This is a genomic window from Serratia sp. CY44782 (assembly GCF_052168715.1).
Lineage (GTDB): Bacteria > Pseudomonadota > Gammaproteobacteria > Enterobacterales > Enterobacteriaceae > Serratia > Serratia nevei.
This window is the reverse complement of the sequence record NZ_JBJNME010000001.1, coordinates 413,710-435,776: the sequence shown is the minus strand read 5'-3', so window position 1 is coordinate 435,776 and position 22,067 is coordinate 413,710. Positions and strand designations below refer to the sequence as shown.

At 63.6% G+C, this 22,067-nt stretch carries 19 protein-coding genes, 3 tRNA genes and 1 riboswitch; of the genes, 10 read left to right on the top strand and 12 right to left on the bottom strand.

Annotated elements, in window-relative coordinates:
* Positions 1-7 precede the first annotated feature (7 nt).
* Genes fhuB through ACJ8HT_RS02090 form a run of 3 tightly spaced genes read right to left on the bottom strand, consistent with a single transcriptional unit; the run spans position 8 to position 4,937 of the window.
* The gene (gene fhuB / locus ACJ8HT_RS02100) at positions 8-1,993 is read right to left on the bottom strand and encodes a Fe(3+)-hydroxamate ABC transporter permease FhuB (RefSeq protein ID WP_197652511.1); all 1,986 of its coding nucleotides are present in this window, start codon (positions 1,991-1,993) and stop codon (positions 8-10) included.
* Positions 1,986-2,825 (bottom strand): iron-siderophore ABC transporter substrate-binding protein, encoded by an 840-nt coding sequence (locus ACJ8HT_RS02095; RefSeq protein WP_244664467.1) that lies wholly within the window; start codon positions 2,823-2,825, stop codon positions 1,986-1,988. Before ACJ8HT_RS02095 ends, fhuB begins: the two co-directional genes overlap by 8 nt.
* 21 nt (positions 2,826-2,846) lie before the next feature.
* The gene (locus tag ACJ8HT_RS02090; RefSeq protein WP_341534852.1) at positions 2,847-4,937 is read right to left on the bottom strand and encodes a TonB-dependent siderophore receptor; all 2,091 of its coding nucleotides are present in this window, start codon (positions 4,935-4,937) and stop codon (positions 2,847-2,849) included.
* 219 nt (positions 4,938-5,156) lie between these two features.
* On the opposite strand from ACJ8HT_RS02090, the gene ACJ8HT_RS02085 reads away from it, so the two are divergent.
* A complete protein-coding gene (locus tag ACJ8HT_RS02085; RefSeq protein WP_194571795.1) occupies positions 5,157-5,906 on the top strand; it encodes an AraC family transcriptional regulator in 750 nt (249 codons plus the stop codon).
* Between the two features lie 159 nt (positions 5,907-6,065).
* On the opposite strand, the gene ACJ8HT_RS02080 is transcribed toward ACJ8HT_RS02085, so the two are convergent.
* Positions 6,066-6,155, bottom strand: a tRNA-Ser gene (locus ACJ8HT_RS02080).
* Between the two features lie 92 nt (positions 6,156-6,247).
* Between ACJ8HT_RS02080 and mtfA the strand changes: the two genes are divergently transcribed.
* Together mtfA and ACJ8HT_RS02070 are read left to right on the top strand one after the other, a co-directional pair.
* A complete protein-coding gene (gene mtfA, locus ACJ8HT_RS02075; protein ID WP_060439574.1) occupies positions 6,248-7,048 on the top strand; it encodes a DgsA anti-repressor MtfA in 801 nt (266 codons plus the stop codon).
* 99 nt (positions 7,049-7,147) lie between these two features.
* Positions 7,148-7,223 (top strand) — tRNA-Asn (locus ACJ8HT_RS02070).
* Between the two features lie 54 nt (positions 7,224-7,277).
* Here the strand turns inward: ACJ8HT_RS02070 and gap are convergent.
* The 4 genes from gap to ACJ8HT_RS02050 form a co-directional block, all read right to left on the bottom strand.
* Complete coding sequence (gene gap, locus ACJ8HT_RS02065; protein WP_102984427.1) at positions 7,278-8,288, bottom strand: type I glyceraldehyde-3-phosphate dehydrogenase; 1,011 nt, start codon at positions 8,286-8,288, stop codon at positions 7,278-7,280.
* A 77-nt stretch (positions 8,289-8,365) separates the two neighbouring features.
* Positions 8,366-9,340 (bottom strand): GlxA family transcriptional regulator, encoded by a 975-nt coding sequence (locus tag ACJ8HT_RS02060; RefSeq protein ID WP_197652505.1) that lies wholly within the window; start codon positions 9,338-9,340, stop codon positions 8,366-8,368.
* Between the two features lie 126 nt (positions 9,341-9,466).
* Positions 9,467-10,201 (bottom strand): SDR family NAD(P)-dependent oxidoreductase, encoded by a 735-nt coding sequence (locus ACJ8HT_RS02055; RefSeq protein WP_197652503.1) that lies wholly within the window; start codon positions 10,199-10,201, stop codon positions 9,467-9,469.
* 13 nt (positions 10,202-10,214) lie between these two features.
* On the bottom strand, positions 10,215-11,237 hold the full coding sequence (locus ACJ8HT_RS02050; protein WP_055313476.1) for an LLM class flavin-dependent oxidoreductase: 1,023 nt from the start codon (positions 11,235-11,237) through the stop codon (positions 10,215-10,217).
* Between the two features lie 150 nt (positions 11,238-11,387).
* Positions 11,388-11,490: riboswitch (TPP riboswitch) on the top strand.
* Between the two features lie 62 nt (positions 11,491-11,552).
* Between ACJ8HT_RS02050 and ACJ8HT_RS02045 the strand changes: the two genes are divergently transcribed.
* The 4 genes from ACJ8HT_RS02045 to ACJ8HT_RS02030 are packed head-to-tail and all read left to right on the top strand — an operon-like array spanning position 11,553 to position 14,708.
* Positions 11,553-12,236, top strand: a complete 684-nt coding sequence (locus ACJ8HT_RS02045) for a TenA family protein (RefSeq protein ID WP_197652501.1) — start codon at positions 11,553-11,555, stop codon at positions 12,234-12,236.
* A complete protein-coding gene (locus ACJ8HT_RS02040; RefSeq protein ID WP_060437755.1) occupies positions 12,233-12,973 on the top strand; it encodes an ABC transporter ATP-binding protein in 741 nt (246 codons plus the stop codon). The genes ACJ8HT_RS02045 and ACJ8HT_RS02040 overlap by 4 nt, the downstream gene beginning before the upstream one ends.
* Positions 12,970-13,737 (top strand): ABC transporter permease, encoded by a 768-nt coding sequence (locus ACJ8HT_RS02035; protein ID WP_060437754.1) that lies wholly within the window; start codon positions 12,970-12,972, stop codon positions 13,735-13,737. The genes ACJ8HT_RS02040 and ACJ8HT_RS02035 overlap by 4 nt, the downstream gene beginning before the upstream one ends.
* Before the next feature lie 35 nt (positions 13,738-13,772).
* Positions 13,773-14,708 (top strand): ABC transporter substrate-binding protein, encoded by a 936-nt coding sequence (locus ACJ8HT_RS02030; RefSeq protein ID WP_194570941.1) that lies wholly within the window; start codon positions 13,773-13,775, stop codon positions 14,706-14,708.
* Here ACJ8HT_RS02030 and ACJ8HT_RS02025 read toward each other — a convergent pair whose 3' ends face one another.
* Positions 14,709-15,449, bottom strand: a complete 741-nt coding sequence (locus ACJ8HT_RS02025; RefSeq protein WP_195873518.1) for a transporter substrate-binding domain-containing protein — start codon at positions 15,447-15,449, stop codon at positions 14,709-14,711. It lies immediately after the preceding gene.
* 286 nt (positions 15,450-15,735) lie between these two features.
* Here ACJ8HT_RS02025 and opgB point away from each other — a divergent pair, with 286 nt between their 5' ends.
* Together opgB and ACJ8HT_RS02015 are read left to right on the top strand one after the other, a co-directional pair.
* Complete coding sequence (gene opgB, locus ACJ8HT_RS02020; RefSeq protein ID WP_197652500.1) at positions 15,736-18,039, top strand: phosphatidylglycerol--membrane-oligosaccharide glycerophosphotransferase; 2,304 nt, start codon at positions 15,736-15,738, stop codon at positions 18,037-18,039.
* Positions 18,040-18,177: 138 nt separating this feature from the next.
* Complete coding sequence (locus tag ACJ8HT_RS02015; RefSeq protein WP_197652499.1) at positions 18,178-19,641, top strand: AMP nucleosidase; 1,464 nt, start codon at positions 18,178-18,180, stop codon at positions 19,639-19,641.
* Positions 19,642-19,677: 36 nt separating this feature from the next.
* On the opposite strand, the gene nac is transcribed toward ACJ8HT_RS02015, so the two are convergent.
* Positions 19,678-20,601 (bottom strand): nitrogen assimilation transcriptional regulator NAC, encoded by a 924-nt coding sequence (nac, locus tag ACJ8HT_RS02010; RefSeq protein ID WP_197652498.1) that lies wholly within the window; start codon positions 20,599-20,601, stop codon positions 19,678-19,680.
* Between the two features lie 336 nt (positions 20,602-20,937).
* Between nac and ACJ8HT_RS02005 the strand changes: the two genes are divergently transcribed.
* A tRNA-Asn gene (locus ACJ8HT_RS02005) sits at positions 20,938-21,013 on the top strand.
* Positions 21,014-21,070: 57 nt separating this feature from the next.
* On the opposite strand, the gene ACJ8HT_RS02000 is transcribed toward ACJ8HT_RS02005, so the two are convergent.
* Positions 21,071-21,511 (bottom strand): DMT family transporter, encoded by a 441-nt coding sequence (locus ACJ8HT_RS02000; RefSeq protein ID WP_063989223.1) that lies wholly within the window; start codon positions 21,509-21,511, stop codon positions 21,071-21,073.
* A gap of 17 nt (positions 21,512-21,528) precedes the next feature.
* On the bottom strand, positions 21,529-22,047 hold the full coding sequence (locus ACJ8HT_RS01995; RefSeq protein ID WP_197652497.1) for a GNAT family N-acetyltransferase: 519 nt from the start codon (positions 22,045-22,047) through the stop codon (positions 21,529-21,531).
* Positions 22,048-22,067: the final 20 nt, after the last annotated feature.

Here is a 22,067-nt window from a genome sequence, read left to right as displayed (position 1 = left end):
ACACTTTTTATGGTTTTGACTGGAATGTCTTATTGCGAATTAACGGCCATACCAGCAGGGGGACGCCGATCAGCGACGCCACCAACCCGACCGGCAGCTGGCGTGGATAGAGCGCATTGCGCCCCAGCCAGTCGGCAACGGTCATGATGGCGGATGACAACAGCGCGGCGGTATAGAGCTGCATCAGCGGCCCTTTCGCGCCCATCTTGCGCGCCAGATGCGGCCCCAGCAGGCCGATAAAAGACACCGGGCCGACCAGCAACGTCGCCAGCCCGGTCATGACTGCCGCCATAGCCAACACGCTGAAACGTGCGCGCGGCACTGGCACCCCGAGCGCGCTGGCGACGTTGCCCATAGGCAACAGCACCAGCCAGCGGCGAAACAGCGGCATCAACGCCAGGAGAACCAGCGTGATGACAAACACGCCTTGGGCCAACGACGCGCCGACGTAATAGGTGCTGCCCGTCATCAGCGGCAACAACACCGCACTTGCGGCAAGATTGTTGAGCATCACGATGCTGACCACTGCCTGGCATAGTGCATTCAGCGCCAAACCATTGAGCAATACCCGCTGCGGATTAAAGTCGCTTCGACGGCTGTTCCACAACGTCAGCAACAGGCTTATCAGCGCGCCCCCCAGGCTACTCGCCAACAGCCAGCCACTGCCGCCTGCGGGAAGCAAAAACACGAAGGCCGTAACCCCCATGGCCGCGCCACCGCCGATACCCAGCACTTCCGGGCTGGCGAGCGGGTTCCCGCTCACCCGCTGCATCAACACGCCGGCCCCCGCCAGCAGCGCACCGGCGCTCACCGCCGCCAGCAGTCGTGGCAATCGCAATGGCAGCAGGTTCGCCAGCTCCCCTCTTTCCGCCCAGTGCCAATGCTGCAATCCATGGCCGAAACATAAGGAGACCACGACCCCCGCAGCCAGAATGCCGGCCGACAACCAGATGAACCGCCGTTGATGCGAGGTCTGCGACACCGGCAACGGCGGCGCAAGATCGATGCTTTGCTGCCGTGCAAAACGCGCCAGCAGCATCAGCAACGGGCCGCCGGTAAGGGCGGTCAGCATGCCGACGGGCAGCAGCTGGCCGCTCTCCAGCGACACGCGAGAGACGCAAAGATCGGTCAGCCACAGCAGGCCCGCACCGATGAGCGCCGTATGCAGCACCATTTGCCGGGATGTTCGCGCGCCGCCAAAGCGCGCCAGGTGGGGGGCTGCGAGCCCCAAAAACCCGATGACGCCGACGGCGTTAATGATGAGGGCGCTCATGGTCAGCGCCAGCAGCACCGCGGCGGCGCGGATGCGCACCGGCGATGCACCGAGGCTGCTGACCACGGTTTCCGGCAGTTGCAGCAGTTCAAGTGGGCGCAGCAAGAACAACAGGCCCACTACGCAGACGGCGAGCCACGGCAACATCCGCAGCAGAATTTGCCCGTTTTCCACCGCCAGCGAACCGCCTCCCCACATCAGCACCTGAAGTAAAAAGCGATCGTTGATAATGGCGATCAGCAAAGTCAGTGCCCCGCACCACAAATTGATCATGATGCCCGCCTGCACCATCGCCAGCGGCGACATGCGCTGACGCCAGCTGAGCGCCAGCACGCACGCCAGCGCCGCAATCTCACCGGCAATCACCACGGCGGTGCGCGCGCCGACCAGCAGCGACGGCAGCCACAACGATGCCAGCCCCATCGCCAACGTCGCTCCGGCGGTCATGCCGAGCGTCATCGGCTCCGCCAACGGATTGCGCAGCGCACGCTGCATTAACCAGCCGCACAGCCCCAGCGTCGCGCCCCCCACCATCGCCATACCCTGACGCGGCAACCACATGCTATGCAGGATAATGGCCGCCGGGTCGAGATTATGATCGGAGAACAACGCGACAATGCCGCCCTGCCGATGAATATCGGCCAGCGCCAACGGCAACGACGTCAGCCACAACGCGGCGATTACCCCCCAGGAAAGACGGCGGGAGAAAGACTCATGCATCACGCCACCTCATCATCATCCCGGTAAAAATATCGGCAAAGCGCCCGGCGGTTATCAGGGCGCCGGCATCGCTGATGTTTTCTTCTATCAGGTTCAGGTTGTGCGCAGCGGTCAGCGGCAGACGTTGCCACAGCGGGCTTTGGCGCCATTGAGACACCGACTCCCGCTGATCGTCAGGCGTCAACAGCATCAGCCGCGCATTCAGATCGGCGATGCGGGTCAGCTCCACCAGCACGCTGCCTTCCGCTCCCGCGCCGCCATGCCATCCATTGCGCAGTCCGCAGGCGGCCAATACGTCGCCGGGAAGGCTGCCTGCGGTGTAGACCCGCAGGTGCAGCGTATCTACCGGGGCGGCGAGCAGCGCCGGACGTTCAACCTGCCGCGCCAGCAGCGAGGCGCGGCTCAGCTTGCCGTTCAGGCTGGTCAATATCTGCGCGGCCTGAGGCTGACGCTGAAGCCGTTCGCCCAATTGCCGGGCGGCGCTGATGAATTCCGCCAGCCCATGGGTCGGCAGCGCGATCGTCGGCGCGATGCGTTCAAGCGCCGGCTTCAGCAACGCATGCTGCGGCGTGATGACAATTGCGTCCGGCCGCAGTGCGTAAAGCGTTTCCAGATTGGGCTGAAACAGCAGGCCGAGATCCAACACCGACGCGGGCAGCGCAGGCGTCGGGATCAGCTTGCGATACCAATCCGGCGCCGAAACGCCCGCCGGAGTCACCCCCAGCGCCAACAGAATTTCCGTCAGTCCCCAATCCAACACGGCCAGCTTTTGCGGCGGCCGGCCCGCGTCGGCCCGCGCGTAAAGCGGGGCCAACAGGAGAGCGGTCAACAACCTGCGTCGCGACAGCATCGGTCACCACTTATAGCTGAGGGTCGCGATGTACTGGCGTTTCAGCGCATACTCGCAGCCATTGTTGGAGCAGGAAGCCAGGTAGGTTTTGTTGCCGAGATTGGCGGCATTCAGCGCCAGCTGCCATTGGCGCCATTGATAGCCGACGCGCGCATCGTAGACCGTGGCTGCCGGCACCTTCAGGCCGTTGTCCGTGGTGGCGTAGCTGGTGCCGACATAGCGCACGCCGCCGCCCAGCGTCACACCGTCAAGCGCGCCGGCGAAGGCATACTGGCTCCAGAGCTTGGCGGTATTGCGCGCAATGCCCACCGGACGCTTGCCCTGCGTATCGTCGTTGGCACTCAGCACTTTCGGATCGGTCAGGTTGTACGACGCCAGCACCGACCACGCCGGCGTGATATTGATGCGGCCATCAAGCTCAACTCCGCGCGAGCGCACTTCGCCGGTCTGCACGCTGAAGTTCGGGTGATCGGGATCGGCGGTCGCCACGTTGGTTTCCCGCAGGTCGTACAACGCCAGGGTAAACAAGGCATCCAGCCCGACCGGATCGTATTTCAACCCCACTTCCGTCTGCTTGCCTTCGGTCGGTTTAAAGGCGTGGCCGTAAAAGTCATTGCTGCTGCTCGGCACAAACGACGTGGAATAGCTGATGTAAGGCGCCAATCCGTTATCGAAGTGGTACAGCAGCCCGGCGCGCCCGGTCGTTGCATAGTCATTGCGCTCGGTACGAGCGTCGTTCAGCAGATCGATACTTTTGGTTTTCGCCGCGTCGTAACGGCCGGCCAGGTTCAGTATCCAGCTCCCCAGTTCGAGTTGGTCCTGGAGATAGAGCCCGGTTTGATCGAGCGTATTGTGCGTACTGCTATCGAGCGGCGGTATGGCCACCGGCACGCTATAGTCCGGGTTGAGGAAGTTAATCGGGCTGGCGTCGCCGTAGCCCGACTGGCTGCGCACCGAGGTATGCATGCGATCAATCCCGGTCAGCAGCGTATGTTTCACCCGACCGGTATCAAAGTGGAATTCAGCCTGGTTATCCACCGCGAAGTTGGTCATGCTCTCCTTCAGGTTCATCGAATAGCGATCGATGAGCGGCGCATCCGCATGCACACCCCATGGATAGACCATCAGATAGTCGCCGGTGCTGCTGAGGTAACGCAGATTCTGGCGGAAAGTCACCGTATCGTTGAAATCGTGCCGGAACTGGTAACCGATGCTGCCCTGCTGGCGTTCGTACTTGTCGAAGCCCGGCTGGCCGCCGTAAAAACGGGTCGAGATGTGGCCGTACGGGTTGGGCGTCAAGGTGCCGGAAAGCGGCATCTGGTTGTAGAATCCGCTGTCCGGATCTTTGCGCAGCTGCGAAATAATCGTCAGGCTGGTGTGCGCATCCGGCTGCCACGTCAGCGAAGGCGCGATGTCATAATGCTGATAGCGGGTATGATCGACCTGGGTTTCGGTATCAAAAAAGGTCCCCGCCACGCGCCCCAACAGCGTGCCGTTATCGTTCAGCGGCCCGGTGGCGTCAACGCCCGCGCCAAACTGGTTTTCGTTGCCCGCGCTGACATACACCTCACCGGACGGGGTCGCCTGCGGCGTTTTGCTGACCAGGTTGACGATCCCGCCGGGATTCGCCTGGCCATACAGTACCGAGGAAGGGCCTTTGACCACTTCGATACGCGACAGCAGGAACGGATCCCACGCCGGACGGCTCCACCACGCTTCGCGCGGCAGCCGCAGGCCATCAAGGTATTCGTCGGCTTCAAAACCGCGCACGATGATGGTGTCGAAACGGGTATCCGGCCCGGCGCTCTCCGAGTTAACGCCGGAAACATAGCGCAGCGCCTGCGGGACGTTTTTCGCCGCTTGCGCGTCAATCTCCGCTTGCGTCACCACCGAGATGCTCTGCGAAGTGCGGCTAATCGGCTGGTTTGACTTCGTCGCGGAGGCGGCGCCGTGCGCCACCAGCGTGCTCTCGTCATCCTGATCCTGAGACGCCGCCGCGCTCACCACCAGCGTCTCTTCTTTTGTGGTATTCTGCCCGCCATCCGCGGTAAAGGCTTGCCCGCTATAGCCTGCGATTATCGTATATACCAACACTTTCAACGGTTTTTCCCTGAAAAATTTGCCCATCTGTCTCATCGCCTTTCCGACTGTTAGTAGAATTTGATGGAAATGATAATTATTCAACTTTAAAAGAGAAGCCCGTTCATGGCAGAATGGCGCTACCGACAGTCAGGATGTCGCCAGACGGACAAACGTTGTCCGTTATCGCAGCAATAGGCACAAATGGTGAGAACCGGACAGAGGCAGGTAAACATGACATCCCATCACGGTATTGAAGGCCTGCGTCAACTGCGCTACAGCCCCGGCAGCCAAGAGCCCGTCCATCAGCATGAGCAGGGGCAGCTGATTTTGCCGCTGCGCGGCGTGGCGAAAATCGCCACCGCGCAGCATATCTGGCTGCTCTCGCCGGGCCGCGCCATTTGGCTCCCCAGCGGCACACCGCACGGTTTGGAAGCCATCAATGACGTCGTGACGCACAACATCTATTTTACGCCGCCCTTTTCTCGTCGCTATGGCGCACGCCCCCAGGGGTTGAGCGCCACTCCCCTGCTACATCCCCTGATTGCCGCCGGGCTTGAAAACGCCATTTCCGCCGAACGGCTTACGCTCATTCAAAATCTGCTGAGCGATGAGTTTCAACGCATGCAAACAGGCCAACTGTGTCACGTGGCCCTGCCGAGCGACCGGCGCCTGCGCCAGGTATGCGATGCTTTGTGCCGCGAATTGGGCCATGGCGAAACGCTCGCCTGGTGGGGGAAAAAGGTCGGCGCCAGCGAACGCACCCTGGCGCGGCTGTTCCGCGAAGAGACCGCGCTGAGCTTTTCCGAATGGCGCCAGCAAATTCGCCTGCTGGAGGCGGTATGCAATCTGGCGCGCGGCGTAGCCGTGGGTCAACTGGCCCACGAACTGGGTTACGCCAGCCCTAGCGCGTTCATCGCCATGTTTCGCAAAAAACTGGGCGTATCGCCGCAACGCTATATTCACAGCGCGCTGGAAGCGTGAAAGTCGGGCAAGCTTCAGATGACGGAATGCCAATATGGCGCGCGAATACACGCTGAAAATCAACAGCAGGCAGTGGATTGTCGTTCAGTGATTTGGCGCCAGGCCAGCGCTATCTGTGATGGGGATCGTTGAAAGATTTATTCGTAAGTGATTGAATAGTGGCGGAGAGAGGGGGATTTGAACCCCCGGTAGAGTTGCCCCTACTCCAGTTTTCGAGACTGGTCCGTTCAGCCGCTCCGGCATCTCTCCTAACAACGCTTGCTATCATGCCCGCTTTTACGGCATTTTTACAGCATTAGCATACCGCTGAACGTTCAAGTGATGAGTTTACGAGCAACCTGATGATTAAATGGCCGTGGAAAGCGACTCAACCCTCTCAACCCCAGGCAGACACTCAGGCCCAGTGGCAGGACGCGTTGGCGATCCCGCTGCTCTCGCCGCTGAATGAGCAGGAGCGGCAGCGGCTGGTGGCCGTTGCCGGGCAGATCTTGCAGCAAAAGCGCATCGTGCCGCTGCAGGGGCTGCAGCTCACCTCGCAAATGCAGGCGCGCATCGCCCTGCTGTTCGCCCTGCCGGTGCTGGAACTCGGCGCGGAGTGCCTCGACGGCTTCAACGAAATTCTGCTCTATCCCACTCCGTTCGTGGTGGAAGACGAATGGCAGGACGAAATTGGCCTGGTGCACTCGGGGCCGGTAGTGCAGTCCGGCCAGAGCTGGGAACAGGGGCCGATCGTGCTCAACTGGCAAGACGTGCAGGACTCTTTCGATCTCTCCGGTTTCAATCTGGTGATCCACGAAGCGGTGCACAAACTGGATATGCGCAACGGCGGCGTCGCTACCGGCGTGCCGCCGATCCCGCTGCGCGAGGTGGCCGCCTGGGAGCACGATCTGCACGCCGCGATGGAAAGCCTGCAGGACGAGATAGACATGGTCGGTGAAGAGGCCGCCAGCATGGATGCCTACGCCGCCACCGATGCGGCCGAGTGCTTCGCCGTGCTGTCGGAGTATTTCTTCAGCGCCCCCGAGCTGCTGGCCGAACGCTTCCCGGCGCTGTATCAGCACTTTTGCCGCTTCTACCGCCAGGATCCGCTGGCGCGCCTGCTGCGCAGCCAGGCGGAAAACGACGCGCAATGGGCTGATTGACGGACACATTGCTCAGATACCGAGCAGTCGCACCACTCAAGGCAATTTAGCGTTGACACACCCGGGGCCGCTGGATATCATGCGCCCCGTTCACACGATTCCTCTGTAGTTCAGTCGGTAGAACGGCGGACTGTTAATCCGTATGTCACTGGTTCGAGTCCAGTCAGAGGAGCCATATTTAGAGAAGCCCGCTTAAGGAAACTTAAGCGGGCTTTTTGCTATGGGGCATTTACAGCCCGCGTTTTTCCATCAGCAGCGCCAAATCGACCAACCGATTGGAGAAGCCCCACTCATTGTCATACCAGGCGAGCACTTTCACCAGGTTGCCGCCGATGACCAGCGTAGACAAACCATCGATAATCGACGAGCGTGCGTCGCCCCGGTAGTCGCTCGACACCAGCGGTTCATCGCTGTAGCCCAAAATTCCTTTCAGCGGGCCGGACGCCGCCGCCGCGCGGAAAGCGGCGTTGATTTCCTCCACCGTCGCCGGGCGTTTCAGCGTCACCGTCAGATCGACGATCGAGACGACCGGCACCGGCACCCGCAGCGAGTAACCGGTCAGGCGGCCGTCGAGATCCGGGATCACCTTGCCGAGCGCCTTGGCCGCGCCGCTGGAGTAAGGCACGATAGACTCTGCCGCCGCCCGCGCGCCGCGCAGATCTTTTTCCGGCTGATCGTGCAGCGCCTGGCTGTTGGTATAGGCGTGGGTGGTGTTCATCAGCCCGTATTCGATACCGAAGGCCTGATGCAGCACCTGCGCGGCGGGTGCCAGCCCGTTGGTGGTGCAGCTGCCGTTGCTGACCACTTTATGCAGCGCCGGATCGTAGAGTTGGTCGTTAACCCCCATGACGATAGTGATGTCGTCGTTCTTGGCCGGCGCCGAGATAATCACCCGCTTGGCGCCGCCGTGCGTGATATGCACTTCCGCCTTGGCTTTATCGGTAAAGAAGCCCGTCGCTTCGATCACCACGTCCACGCCCACGCTGCTCCACGGGATCTCGGCGGGATCGCGCTGCGAAAACACCTGAATCGGCCGGCCGTCCAGCAGCAGCTGGTTGTCGCCGGCTTCCACCCTGGCCGCCAGGGTGCCGGAAAGCGTGTCGTATTTCAGCAGGTGCGCCAGCGTCTTGCTGTCCGTCAGATCGTTGATCGCCACCACTTCAAAATCGCTGCGACCCAGCGCCGCGCGCAGCACGTTGCGCCCGATCCTGCCGAAGCCGTTAATGCCTACTTTCACCATGATGCTCTCCTCGTTTTGGGCTTTGCCTCAAATCTAGCCCTGCCCCGAGGCGGCGTAAATGACGTTTACCGATCAATTTACGCCAAATTGCGCGCGTGGAAGCGTTCGCGGTATTCGCTCGGGGTCAGCTGCAGTTTGCGCTCAAACACCCGCCGCAGGTTAAGGCCGTTGCCAAAGCCGGTGGCCAGCGCGATCTGTTCGATGCCCTCCGCGCTCTGCTCAAGGCGCTGCCTGGCGGTATGCAACCGCCCTTCTTCGACGAATTTGGCAGGAGAAATACCCGTCTCACGGGTGAATACGCGGGTAAAGTTGCGCGGGCTCATCGCCACGCGTTCGGCCAACCGATCGACGCTGAGATCGTCGGCGAGGTTTTCCAGGATCCAGGACTGCAGATCGCGGATCGGGCCCGGCGATTTGGCCTGGTTGAGCGGGTAGCGGCTGAACTGCGCCTGCCCGCCGGGGCGACGCAGAAACATCACCAGGTCCTGCGCCACTTCGCGCGCCTGCACGAAGCCATAGTCGTCCTCCACCAGCGCCAGCGTCAGGTCGAAGCCGGAACTGACGCCGCCGGAGGTCCAGATCGGCCCATCCTGTACGTAGATCGGGCCATTCTCGACCTGCACCCGCGGGAAGCGCGCCTGCAGCGTTTCCGCCAGCCGCCAGTGAGTGGTCGCCCGCCGCCCGTCCAGCAATCCGGCTTCGGCCAGCAGCAGAGCCCCGCCGCAAACGGAGGCAATACGGCGCGCCTGCGGGGCCGCGCGGCGCAGCCAATCCGCCACCAGGGCACCCTCTTCTTCGGTCGCCCCCTTGCCGGCGACAATGACGGTATCGCGCGGCAGGGCCGGATCGAGATCCGCCAGGCGATGGTCGGCCAACAGGCTCAGCCCGGACAGGCCGTGTATCACCCGATGGGATTGCGTGGTGGCGACCGCGATCTGATACAGCGGCGCTTCGGCAGGGCTCAGACGGTTAGCCTGCATCAGGATATCGGCGATACCCGCCGCTTCGAACAGCATGCCCCCTTCAGGGACGATAATCAGGAATGTATGCATGGCGATAATAAGAAGAACGAGCAAAACAGGTCAGACAGCCACTGTATAAGAAAAGCCTCGCCGGTTCACCCTGCGGGCATAAAAAAGCCCGCCGGCAAGCGCCGACGGGCTAACAAAGCACTACCCTCAAGCCTGCGGCAGGTTCACCCCGCCGACGCGCGCCAACTGCGCCAGCAGCGCCGTTTGAAACGCCTCGTCGTGTACCGCCGCGTGGGGATCGAACCGTTGCTGATGGTGCCAATAGCCGCCGGACGCCAGGGCCTGCGGCTCATCGCTGGTCACCAACCACGCCTGCGTCACATGCCCCAGCGCCAGATCGTCGGGCGCGTCCGCGCCGCCCATTTTGGTCGGCACCCAGCCGGGATCGACCGCGCTGCTGATCACATCAGGCCACAGGCGCGCCACGGCGGCGGCCAGCGCAGTGACGAACAGCTTGCTGTCCGAATAGGAGCCCGCAGCGCCGCCGAGCCAGTCTACGCCGTTCAGTTCCGGCGCTCCGTCAAAGTGCATGCTGCTGCTCAAGTAGACGATGCGCTTGGGGCGTTCGATCAGGGCCGTCAGCAGGTAGGGCGCAATCACGTTCACCGGCATCACCTGCGGCCCGGTAAACATACCGGCGTTGTGGATCACCGCGTCCGGACGGCCGAGGCGATTGACCTGCTCGGCAAGCTGCCGGATCTGCTGCACATCGGACAGATCGCCAATCACCGCCTGCGCACCGCGATCCAGCAGATCGCGCACCGCGTCCAAACGACCGGGCTCACGCGCGTGCAGAATAACCTGATGCCCTTCGTCCAACAGCGTTTGCGCGGCGGCGCGGCCCAGCCCGTCTACCGAACCGGTAATGAAAATGCGTGACATGTCACTCCTCCGTTTAGCGCCAGCCGAGCGCCGGCGCGACATGGGTTAAAATCGATTCGATCACGTGGGCGTTGTAATCCACGCCCAGCTGGTTAGGCACGGTCAGCAGCAGCGTATCCGCTTCGGCGATGGCCTCGTCCTGCGCCAGCTGCTCGATCAGCACGTCCGGCTCGGCGGCATAGCTGCGGCCGAAGATCGCCCGGGTCTGCGCGTCGATATATCCGAGCTGATCGCCCTCCTTGCCACCGCCGCCGAAGTAGTTGCGATCCCGCTGATCCACCAGCGCGAAGATGCTGCGGCTCACGGAAACCCGCGGCTCATGCGCGTGGCCGGCCTCTTGCCAGGCGGCGCGGTAGGCGCGGATCTGCTTGGCCTGCTGGATGTGGAAGGGTTCGCCGGTCTCGTCGTTCTTGAGCGTCGAGCTTTGCAGGTGCATGCCGAGCTTCGCCGCCCAGACGGCGGTGGCGTTCGAACCGGCGCCCCACCAGATGCGATCGCGCAGCCCGGCGGAAAACGGCTCCGGCCGCAGCAGCCCAGGCGGATTCGGGAACATCGGCTGTGGATTGGGCTCGGCGAACCCTTCGCCGCGCAGCGCTTCCAGGAACACTTCGGTATGGCGGCGGGCCATGTCCGCGTCGCTCTCGCCATCGGCCGGGGCATAGCCGAAATAGCGCCAGCCGTCGATCACCTGCTCCGGCGAGCCGCGGCTGATGCCGAGCTGCAGCCGCCCGCCGGCGATCAGATCCGCCGCGCCGGCGTCTTCCACCATGTACAGCGGATTTTCATAACGCATGTCGATCACGCCGGTGCCGATCTCGATGCGTTGGGTTTTGGCGCCGATGGCGGCCAGCAGCGGGAACGGTGACCCCAGCTGGCGTGCAAAGTGGTGTACGCGAAAATAGGCGCCGTCCGCCCCCAGATCTTCGGCGGCGACCGCCAGATCGATGGACTGCAGCAGCGCATCCGCCGCGGAACGGGTGCCGGACTGGGCGGAAGGCGACCAGTGGCCAAACGAGAGAAAACCAATTTTTTTCATCGGGAATCGTCCTCAAAGGCAAAATCATCGGCCTACAGTGACAAAAATCGCGCGCTCTGCGCCAGCAAAATCGCCCCCGATCGCACTAAACGAACCGATTGCCACCGCGCCGCCCGGCGATTGTAATCAAAAAACAAATGTCGTATAACAGGCAGCTCCGAGGGGTGTCCTGTTACGGGCTGAGATGGCGCAAGCCGAACCCTTTGAACCTGATCTGGGTCATGCCAGCGAAGGGACGGTTAGGCAACAACGCTCTCACCCGTTGCCTGTTCATACCCCAGCGTGCCCGGATCTCCACTGACTCAAGGAGGTCCCATGTCCATCACCACCCTGTTCGAAAGCGGTCTTTACGGCCGGCTGCGCCAACAAGCCGGCAGCCACTGGCAAGATTACGTCGATCACCCGTTTCTGCAGCAACTGGCCGCCGGCACCTTGCCCGAACGCGCTTTTCGCCGCTACCTGACCCAGGACTACCTGTTCCTGCTGCACTTCGCCCGCGCCTACGCACTGCTGGTCAGCAAGCTACGCACCCTGCCGGAAATGCGCGCCGCCACGGCGTCGCTCAACGGCATCGTCGCCGAACTGCCGCTGCACGTGGCCTACTGTGCCGAATGGGGGCTGAGCGAAGCGCAGATCGCCGCCCAGCCGGAAGCGGCGGAGACCATGAACTACACCCGTTACGTGCTGGATATCGGCCATGCCGGCGACGCCCTCGATCTGCTGGCCGGCCTGCTGCCCTGCGTGGCCGGCTATGCCGAAATCGGCCTGCGGCTGCTGCACGACCCCGCCACCAAAATGGAGGGCAATCCTTACGCCTCCTGGATCCGCAACTACGGTGACGAGGGCTATCTGGCCGGCGTGCGCGCTGCCATCGAGCTGTTGGAAACCGTCTGCCACCAGCGCGGCGCACCAGGCCGCTTCACCGAGCTGGCGCAGATTTTCACCACCGCCACCCAGCTGGAATCGGCATTTTGGCAGATGGGGCTGAACGCCTCATGACCTCCCCGCTTCTCCCGCCCGGCATCCAGGTGCGGGATCTTAGCCTGCGTTTCGGTCAGCAAATCGTCTTCGACCGGCTGAGCTTCGACATCGCCGGCGGCAGCTTCGTCGCCCTGCTCGGCGCCAGCGGCGCCGGCAAAACCAGCCTGCTGAAGATCATCGCCGGCCTGGAACGGGCTACCTCGGGCACGGTGACCGGCAGCGACGGTTTGCCGATCGCCGGGCGCATCGCCTACATGGGGCAAAAAGACCTGCTCTACCCGTGGCTGACCGTCGAGGAGAACGTCGCCCTCGGCTCGCGGCTGCGCGGCGAAGTGACGGATCGGGCGTGGGCGGCGCACCTGCTGGAGCGCGTGGGCCTGGCCGCGCATGGCCGCAGCCTGCCCGCCGCGCTGTCCGGCGGCATGCGCCAGCGCGCCGCCATCGCCCGCACGCTCTACGAACGCCAGCCGATCGTGCTGATGGACGAACCCTTTTCCGCGCTGGACGCCATTACCCGCGCCGAGATCCAGAGCCTGGCCGCCGAACTGCTGGCGCAAAACACCGTGCTGCTGATCACCCACGATCCGATGGAGGCCTGCCGCCTGAGCCACCGGCTGCTGGTGCTGTCGCCCTGGCCGCTGGGCCTCGACGATAGCCACCGCATCAGCGGGCAACCGCCGCGCGCGCCGGATGACGCCGACCTGCTGAAAAGCCAGGCCGAACTGCTGCAACAGCTGGTGAGGGCCGCGCAATGAATATTGCCAAAGAGCGTGGGCTTACCCGCCTACGGCGTGGGCTGACGGTGTTTGCCGGCCTGCTGCTGCTGTGGTGGCTGGCGGCGCAAAGCGGCATTCCGGCCTTTCTGCTGCCCACGCCGAGCGCGGTGGCGCAGGCGCTGTGGGACGGGCGCGGCTATCTCGCCTGGCACACGCTGGTCACCGCTTCGGAGATCGTCAGCGGGCTGGCGCTGGGCGTCTTGCTCGGCGCGGCGCTGGCGCTGTGCATGATCTTCTCGCCGCGCCTGCAACGCTGGCTGATGCCGCTGGTGCTCACCAGCCAGGCGATACCGGTGTTCGCCCTGGCGCCGCTGCTGGTGCTGTGGTTCGGCTTCGGCATGAGCGCCAAGGTGGCGATGGCGGTGCTGGTGATTTTCTTCCCGGTGGTATCGGCCTTTTTCGACGGGCTGCGCCGGGTCAACAACGACTATCTCGATCTGGCGCGCACGATGCGCGCTTCGCGCTGGGCGCAGCTGCGGCACGTGCGGCTGATGGCGGCGCTGCCGGCCTTCGGCTCCGGCCTGCGCATGGCCGCCGCCGTCGCGCCGATCGGCGCCATCATCGGCGAATGGGTCGGCTCGGCCGAAGGGCTGGGCTACGTGATGCTGAACGCCAACGCGCGCATGCAGACCGACGTCTGCTTCGCCGCGCTGTTTATTTTGGTGCTGATGACCGTGCTGCTGTGGGCTGCGGTGGATGCGCTGCTGCGGCGCCTGATCGCCTGGGCGCCGGAAAACGACTGATGATTGCAACCATAACCAGGGATAAAGGAACGACCATGATCAAACAAACCGTTTGCGGGCTGCTGCTCGGCGCCGCCATCACCGGCCAGGCCGGCGCGGCCGAAAAGCTGACGCTAGTGCTCGACTGGTACATCAACCCCGATCACGCGCCGATTATGGTGGCCGAGCAGATCGGCGCCTTCAAGGCCGAAGGGCTGGACGTCAAGATCGTGCCGCCGTCCGATCCGGCGCTGCCGCCGCGGCTGGTGGCCGCCAAACAGGCCGACCTCGCCATTACCTATCAACCGCAGCTGCATTTCTTCGCCGATCAGGGCCTGCCGCTGATGCGCGTCGGCACGCTGATCAACACGCCGCTGAATACGGTGATCGCGCTGGATAAAAACATCACGTCGCCGGCAGATCTCAAGGGCAAAACGGTGGGTTACTCGGTCAGCGGCATCGAACAGGCGACGCTGGCCACCATGGTCGAACACGAGCACCTCAAGCCGCAGGACATCAAGCTCATCAACGTTAACTTCCAGCTGACCAGCGCCCTGCTGGCGGGCCAGGTGGATGCGGTGATCGGCGGCTACCGCAACATCGAAGCGCTGGAGCTGAAGCTGCAGGGCAAGACGCCGGTGGTGTTCAACGTCGAAGATTACGGCGTGCCGGCCTACGACGAGCTGATCATCGTCGCCAACCGCGATGCGGTGAACGAGCCGAAAATCCGCAGGTTCCTCGCCGCGCTGAAGAAAGGCAGCGACTACCTGCATGCGCACCCGCAGGACACCTGGCTGGCGTTCGCCAAGGCGCACCCGGAGCTGAATACCGAACTGAACAAGCAGGCGTGGCAAGCCAGCCTGCCGCTGTTCGCACGCGATCCGGCCAAGCTGGATCGGGCACGCTACCAGGCTTACGAACAGTTCCTGTTCGACAACAAGCTGATCAAGAAAATCACCCCGGTGGAACAGTACGCGGTGGAGCTGGACTGATCACGCCGAGGCGGCCGGTGGCGCCACCGTCACCTCGCCCTGGCCGCTGCGCTGCAAGGCCGCCTTCACCAACCCGTTGGCTTTGCAGCGCTCGATAAAATCGTTCACGTAGGCGGCGCCCTGCGTTTTTTGCCGCGGCACCGCCATCGCCTGGCGGATGGCGGTGAAGTGCCCCTCCAGCACCCGGTAGCCGGGATGGGCGGCCGCGGCGGCCAACAGCGGCTGGCGCACGCCGGCCGCCGCCTCCAGCCCCCGTTCGAAAAACAGCGCGATCGCCTCGGCGGAGGTTGCCGCCCGCACCAGCTGCGCCTGCTGCAGCGTGCGCGATAAAAACAGATCGTACGCCGCCCCCTGGCCGACCGCGATGCACACCTCCGGCCTGTCGAGCTGCGCCACCTCAAAGTAAGGCGCGTCGTTCGCCACCAGATAGGTTCCCTCGATGATCACGTAGGGCTCGCTGAAGGCGATCTGCGCCGCGCGCACCGGCTCGATGGCCATAAACGCCAGGTTCCAGGCGCCGCTGTCCAGGTCAGCGAACACCTTACCCGCCGCGTCATAGGTGACCAGTTCAAGCGCCACGCCCAGCTCCTGGGCCAGCGCGGCGGCCAGCTCCACCGAAGCGCCTTGCGGTTTGCCGCCGGCCCCGGCCTGCGCCAGCACCGGATTGCCGTAGTTGATCGCCGCGCGCAACACGCCTTGCGGGGCCAGATCGTCGAGTACCGCGGCGGGAATCGTCTGCATACTTCCTCCTGAATGGCTGATGGGCGCACCGTCGTGGCACTCATTAAGCGTAGAGCGAAACCTCCGACCAGCAAGCTTTCGCCGCCGAGGCCGCCGTCGGCGTGATTAACGTCACACTATTGTCATAAAAATGTACAATAGCCGCCGCTTGTCGGCCGTAGCGGGAGATCGCGCGTTGTTCCGCCGCCGGCAATAGGCTATACCCTTCACTTTTCGCGCCGCGGCACGCTCGGCGGCGCAACCCAGGGCAGCAACGGTTTTATTTCAATCAGACAAGGTTTGGCGGATGGTTTTAGCAGTCGTTTCGTTTGTTCTCTTTTTGGCGTCAATTTTGATTTATCGCACCCGGGCCGCCGCCAACCGCTGGTGGTTCGCCATTCTGCTGACGCTGCTCGGCAGCTATCTGGTGCTGAACGTCATCCTGATCGCCAGCAACTACTTCACCGGCGACGGCATCACCGACGCGGTGATTTACACCGTCACCAGCAGCCTCAAAGGCGCGGGCATCAGCAAATACGTGCTGCCGTTTATCGGCCTGCTGGCGGCGTTGGGACTTATCTTCGCGGTGCTGGCCCGCAGCCTGCTGCGCCGCAAGGCCAAAGGCAGCAGCGTGGTCTACAGCGTCGTCGCCGTGCTGCTGGCGCTGTTCTCGGTCGGCACCACCCCGGCGTTTCAGGACATCTCGCTGCTGGTCAAGAGCCAGATCGTCGGCGATACCGCCGATTTCACCACCTACTACAAGGCGCCGAAAAAGACCGTACAGGGCAAGCGGCCGAACCTGGTGTACATCTATGCCGAGAGTCTGGAGCGCACCTACTTCGATACCGAGCTGTTTCCCGGCCTGGCCGACGAGCTGAACGCCCTGCGCACGGACAGCATCGATTTCAGCAACACCCAGCAGCTGCCGGGCACTGGTTACACCATCGCCGGCATGGTCGCCTCGCAGTGCGGCATTCCGCTGTTCGCACCTTTCGACGGCAACGCCTCCAGCGCGGTCTCCACCTTCTACCCGGAGAACGTCTGCCTGGGCGACGTGCTGAAGGCCGCCGGCTACAGCAACTATTTCTATCAGGGCGCCGAGCTGGCGTTCGCCGGTAAAGACACCTTCCTGAAATCCCACGGCTTCGACCACGTTTACGGCTTCAAAGAGCTGCGCGAACAGGTCGCCGATCCGAGCTACAAAAACGACTGGGGTTGGTACGACGACAGCGTGCTGGACGTGGTGTACGGCAAGTTCGTCGAGCTGTCCAAGCAGCGCCAACCCTTCTCGCTGTTTACCCTGACCGTCGACACCCATCACCCGGACGGCTTTATCTCCGCCGGCTGCAGCAAGAAAAGTTATGCCTGGCAGAATAAAGAAAACCGTTCGCTGAGCGCGGTGGCCTGCAGCCAGCAACACATCGCCGCGCTGATCGACAAGATCAAACGCTCGCCCTATTTCAGCAACACCGTGATCGTGGTGTCCTCCGATCATCTGGCGATGAACAACACCGCCTACGATATCCTGGCCAAACAGAAGCGCCGCAACCTGTTCTTCATCATCGACGGCACCCGGCCGCTGGCGGAACAGCGCAACGAGAAGCGCAGCACGCTGGACAACGGCGCCACGGTGCTGGACGTGATGGGCGGCGACAACTACATCGGCCTCGGCCGCAGCAGCCTGTCGGCGCCGTCGCTGTCTACGGTGTTCCTGAACATCGAAGAGAAGATCAACGGCTGGAAACCGGCGGTGATCAACCAGTGGGGCCTGCCGAACCGCATCAGCGACTATAGCGTCGATACGCGCCAGCGCAGCTTCAGCTTCTCCGGCGTCACCTACAAGGTGCCGTTCATTCTGCGGGTGGGCGATAACCGCATCGAACCGATGTTCAACGTCTACCTTTCCACCCCGCTGCGCAAACAGCTGGCCGGGCTGGGCGCGGGGGAAAAATTCGTCTGGGTCGATAAATGCTATGAGATCGGCCGGGTCTGGGCGCCGCAGCTGGCGCTAAGCACCGACATCTGCGTGGCCTCCGGCACCCTGGCCTCACCGCCGCAGATCGTGCAGGCCAGCGGCGAACGCTTCCGCGGCAAGGTGAGCTTTACCGCCCCGGCGGCGGACAGCGTCGCCGATTATCAAAACGCCGTCGCTCGCCTGCAGGTGGACGACGCGGCGATGAAGTACCGGGCGGACAGCATCGAGTTCATGCTGCCCGGCCTGCCGGAGCAGGTGAAGGCCGTCACCGGCGTTTCCGGCGTCGAGGAGTGGGGCCGCTGGTCCGACGCCAACCTGGCGCCGGCGGTCGACATCGATTACGTCGAGCCGCTGCCGAAGCGCTTCGATCTGGTGCTGCGCGCCCGCGCCTACGGCAATAACGTCGGCGAACCGATTTCGGTGCGCGTCGGCGACGAAGAGCGCTTCGTGTCGCTCGGCGAACAGGACAGCACCGTCACCCTGCGCTTCGACAACCCGCGCGGCGCGCAGAAGATCAGCATTACCCCGCCGGCCCCCACCGAGCCGAAAGAGAGTGCCAGCGGCGGCTTTACGCCGAAGAAGCTGGGCATAGGCCTGGTGTCGCTGAAGGTCGAGGCGGCCGACCCCGCCTCCTGATCCTCGCGCCTTCACGGGTGCGGTATTTTCTTTGCCGCACCCGTCATTTCGACCAAGCTTTTACGTCCTTCTTCGGCTAACCTGTGACGGTAAAACGCCGCACCCCCGCCACAGAGCCGGGACATCCAAGGAGAAAGTATGAGCTATGCCCCACCTCGCAGCGGCCTCAGCGCCGATCAGGCACTCGATCAACTGGAAGCCCTGTATGACGCCGCGGTAGACGCGCTGCGTCAGGCGGTCGGCGACTTTATCAGCCACGGCACGCTGCCGAATGCGCAGGCGCGCGCCGCCGGGCTGTTCGTGTATCCCGAACTGCGCGTCAGCTGGGACGGGCAGCAATCCGGCCCGAGCAAAACCCGCGCCTTCGGCCGCTTCACCCATCCCGGCAGCTACAGCACCACCGTGACCCGGCCGCAGCTGTTCCGCCACTATCTGGCCGAACAGCTGGCGATGCTGGAGCACGACTACGCCGCCCATATCGAAGTGGCGCCGTCGCAGCAGGAGATCCCGTTCCCTTACGTGATCGACGGCTCCAGCCTGGCGCTCGATCGCTCGATGAGCGCCGGCATCGCGCAACATTTCCCCACCACCGAGCTGGCGCAGATCGGTGACGAAACCGCCGACGGCCTGTACCACACCACCGACAACCATTTCCCGCTGTCGCATTTCGATGCGCTGCGCGCGGATTTCTCGCTGGCGCGGCTGCGGCACTACACCGGCACGCCGGTGGAACACTTCCAGCCGTTCGTGCTGTTCACCAACTACACCCGCTATGTGGATGAGTTCGTGCGCTGGGCCTGCGCGCAGATCGCCGATCCGGCCAGCCCGTACATCGCGCTCTCCAGCGCCGGCGGCACCTACATCACGCCGGAAACCAGCGCCCCGGAGCAGGCGGTGTCCGATCTGGCGTGGAAAAATCACCAGATGCCGGCCTATCACCTGATTTCGCGCACCGGCCAGGGCATCACGCTGATCAACATCGGCGTAGGCCCGTCCAACGCCAAAACTATCTGCGATCACCTGGCGGTGCTGCGCCCGAGCGCCTGGCTGATGATCGGCCACTGCGGCGGCCTGCGCGAAAGCCAGTCGATCGGCGACTATGTGCTGGCCCACGCCTATCTGCGCGACGATCACGTGCTGGATGCGGTGCTGCCGCCGGATATCCCGATCCCGAGCATCGCCGAGGTGCAGCGCGCCCTATACGACGCCACCAAGATGGTCAGCGGCATGCCCGGTGAAGAGGTCAAACAGCGCCTGCGCACCGGCACCGTGGTCACCACCGACGACCGCAACTGGGAGCTGCGCTATTCCGCTTCGGCGCGGCGCTTCAACCTCAGCCGCGCGGTGGCGGTCGACATGGAGAGCGCCACCATCGCCGCTCAGGGTTACCGCTTCCGGGTGCCGTACGGCACGCTGCTGTGCGTCTCCGACAAACCGCTGCACGGCGAAATAAAACTGCCGGGCCAGGCCAACCGCTTCTATGAGGGGGCGATCTCCGAGCACCTGCAGATCGGCATCTGCGCCATCGATCTGCTGCGCGCCGAGGGCGACCGCCTGCACTCGCGCAAGCTGCGCACCTTCAACGAACCGCCGTTCCGATAACGGTTATCAGGCCCGCTGTGGCGGGCCGTTTTTTCCTCAACGTACCAGCGCCAGCGCGCGTTTCTCCTGGCTGCGGCCGCCGGCGATCGACAGCAGCATGTCTTTGACCAGCAGCGCCGGGGCGGACAGCGCCTGTTGGCCCGACATGCACAGCGCCAGCGGCACCGACATCGTCGGCGCATTGATGCGCGCCATCCAGGCCTTGGCCGGGCCGATCATCGCGCGCGCCACCGATTCCGGCAGCACGGTCGCTCCCAGCCCGCCGGCGATCGCGGCGCTCAGCGCGCCCGAGGATTCGATCTCCCCCACCACGTTGACAGCCAGCTTGCGCAGCGCCATCGCCTCTTCCAGCTGATTGCGCACCGCATCGCCCTCGCGCGGCAGGAACAGGTTCAGCCGCGCCACGTCCAGCAGCTCGACGCTGTTGCCGGGATGCGGCACCGCGCGCGTCGCCACCAGATAAAGATCTTCCCGCATCAGTGCAATGGCGTGCAGCCCGGCGGGCATCTTGGCGCCGTAGACCATCGCCATGTCCAGCATCTGATTGGCCACCTGCCCGGCCAGCGCCGCGCCGCTGTTTTCATGCAGGCTGAGCAGGATGCCCGGCTGCTGATCGCGCAGGCTCTGCAGCAGCGGCAGTGCCAGCTGCGCCGCGGTGCTGCCCGACGCCAGCCCGAGAGACACCTGGCCGCTCATCGCCTGCCCGGCACTGTTGACCGCGCTCTGCGCCTGCTCGCACTGGCGCAGAATGGTCTGCGCGTGGGCATAGAGAATATTGCCGGCCTCGGTCGGCTGTACGCCGCGCTTGGTGCGGATCAGCAGTTGTTGTTTCAGCTCCCCCTCCAGCGTCGCCAGCTGCTGGCTGAGCGCCGGCTGTGCGATGTGCAACACCTCCGCCGCCTGGGTCAGGCTGCCGATATCAACGATTTTCACGAAGTACTTCAGACGTCTGAAATTCATAGTGCCTCCAGCGAGCCGCTAAATTGAGAATGCCGAAATCCGGTCAGGCACTGCAGCAAGATCCGGGCCAGAGTCGGTAAACGGCCATGGAAGCGAGATACACGGCGGCCGACGACCGTTCGTCGGGCGGCGCGCGCCACAACGCAGGGCAGACGTTGCACCACAGGCAAGCAACGGCCCGAACAACGGGCCATCCGGGGACGCTGTGCGCGGGACAAGTGACAAAAGCGAGAAAAAGCAGCAGGTTGGGCAATCTTGCAGCAAACGAACGCATTGGGCGTTTTCACGCTTTACAAGCCGCAACCGCCCCGCTATTATTCGCCCCGTTCCAACGATTCCTCTGTAGTTCAGTCGGTAGAACGGCGGACTGTTAATCCGTATGTCACTGGTTCGAGTCCAGTCAGAGGAGCCATATTTAGAGAAGCCCGCTCAGGGAAACCCGAGCGGGCTTTTTGCATTTCAGCCGCCGTCAAAAGCTGCGTTTCGCCACCAGATAGGCGCCCGCCACCAACAGCAGGGCGCCGACCAGCGCCGGCAGATTCTCGCGCAGCGCCGCCGGGCCGGCGCGGTAGACGTCCACCAGCAGCCCCATGCACAGCTGGCTGGCGACCAGGATCGAGATGGTGGCCGCCGCCCCCAGTTTTTGGTAGCCAAGGATACCGGCAAACACGAACAGCGATCCTAGCAGCCCCGGCAGCAGCATCCACCACCTGGCGGCGCCGGTCACTTCCGCCACCGCGCCGAGGCCGTTTTTGGCCAGCAGCAACCCCACCAGCAGCAGCAAACCGACGCTGGAGTTGATCACCAGCGTGATAAGGATGGTCGAGACGCTTTCGGTAATGCGCACCATCAGCAGATTCTGCACCACCAGCCCCATTCCCGCCGCGATCAGCAGCAATAGCATATTCATCGCCCTGTCTCCCGGGCTCAGCTCGCCGGCGGCGCCGCCCGCTCGTCGAGCGTCAGCTGCAGGAAGGTCAGATCCAGCCATTGGCCAAATTTGGCGCCCACCTGCTCCATGCGCCCCACCTCGCGGAACCCGAGCGCCAGATGCAGCTGAATGGAGGCCTGATTGCCGGATTCGATGCCGGCCACCATCACGTGCTTGCCGATCTCCCGCGCCCGTGCGATCAGGGCGATCAACAGCGCTTTGCCAATCCCTTCACCGCGATGCGCCTGATGGACATACACCGAGTGTTCTACGGTATGGCGATAGCCGTCCCAGGCGCGCCAGTCGCCGAACGACGCGTAGCCGATCGCCTCGTCCGCGCCGTTCACCGCCACCAGCACCGGGTAGCCCGCCGCCTGCCGTTCGCCGATCCACGCCGCGCGATTGGCCGCATCCACGGTTTGTTCATTCCAGATGGCGGTGCTGTTCAACACCGCGTCGTTATAGATAGCGGCAATCGCCGCGCTATCGTTGAGCGTCGCATTTCGTATAATCATGGTTTACCCCGGCCAATTGT

Coding starts and splice junctions, on each gene's coding strand:
- gap (WP_102984427.1), bottom strand. CDS start 8,288: ATGGTGAAAGTAGGCATTAACGGCTTCGGCAGGATCGGGCGCAACGTG.
- fhuB (WP_197652511.1), bottom strand. CDS start 1,993: ATGCATGAGTCTTTCTCCCGCCGTCTTTCCTGGGGGGTAATCGCCGCG.
- ACJ8HT_RS02055 (WP_197652503.1), bottom strand. CDS start 10,201: ATGTCACGCATTTTCATTACCGGTTCGGTAGACGGGCTGGGCCGCGCC.
- ACJ8HT_RS02035 (WP_060437754.1), top strand. CDS start 12,970: ATGAATATTGCCAAAGAGCGTGGGCTTACCCGCCTACGGCGTGGGCTG.
- ACJ8HT_RS02060 (WP_197652505.1), bottom strand. CDS start 9,340: ATGCATACATTCCTGATTATCGTCCCTGAAGGGGGCATGCTGTTCGAA.
- nac (WP_197652498.1), bottom strand. CDS start 20,601: ATGAATTTCAGACGTCTGAAGTACTTCGTGAAAATCGTTGATATCGGC.
- ACJ8HT_RS01995 (WP_197652497.1), bottom strand. CDS start 22,047: ATGATTATACGAAATGCGACGCTCAACGATAGCGCGGCGATTGCCGCT.
- mtfA (WP_060439574.1), top strand. CDS start 6,248: ATGATTAAATGGCCGTGGAAAGCGACTCAACCCTCTCAACCCCAGGCA.
- ACJ8HT_RS02030 (WP_194570941.1), top strand. CDS start 13,773: ATGATCAAACAAACCGTTTGCGGGCTGCTGCTCGGCGCCGCCATCACC.
- ACJ8HT_RS02025 (WP_195873518.1), bottom strand. CDS start 15,449: ATGCAGACGATTCCCGCCGCGGTACTCGACGATCTGGCCCCGCAAGGC.
- ACJ8HT_RS02015 (WP_197652499.1), top strand. CDS start 18,178: ATGAGCTATGCCCCACCTCGCAGCGGCCTCAGCGCCGATCAGGCACTC.
- ACJ8HT_RS02000 (WP_063989223.1), bottom strand. CDS start 21,511: ATGAATATGCTATTGCTGCTGATCGCGGCGGGAATGGGGCTGGTGGTG.
- ACJ8HT_RS02040 (WP_060437755.1), top strand. CDS start 12,233: ATGACCTCCCCGCTTCTCCCGCCCGGCATCCAGGTGCGGGATCTTAGC.
- opgB (WP_197652500.1), top strand. CDS start 15,736: ATGGTTTTAGCAGTCGTTTCGTTTGTTCTCTTTTTGGCGTCAATTTTG.
- ACJ8HT_RS02045 (WP_197652501.1), top strand. CDS start 11,553: ATGTCCATCACCACCCTGTTCGAAAGCGGTCTTTACGGCCGGCTGCGC.
- ACJ8HT_RS02050 (WP_055313476.1), bottom strand. CDS start 11,237: ATGAAAAAAATTGGTTTTCTCTCGTTTGGCCACTGGTCGCCTTCCGCC.
- ACJ8HT_RS02085 (WP_194571795.1), top strand. CDS start 5,157: ATGACATCCCATCACGGTATTGAAGGCCTGCGTCAACTGCGCTACAGC.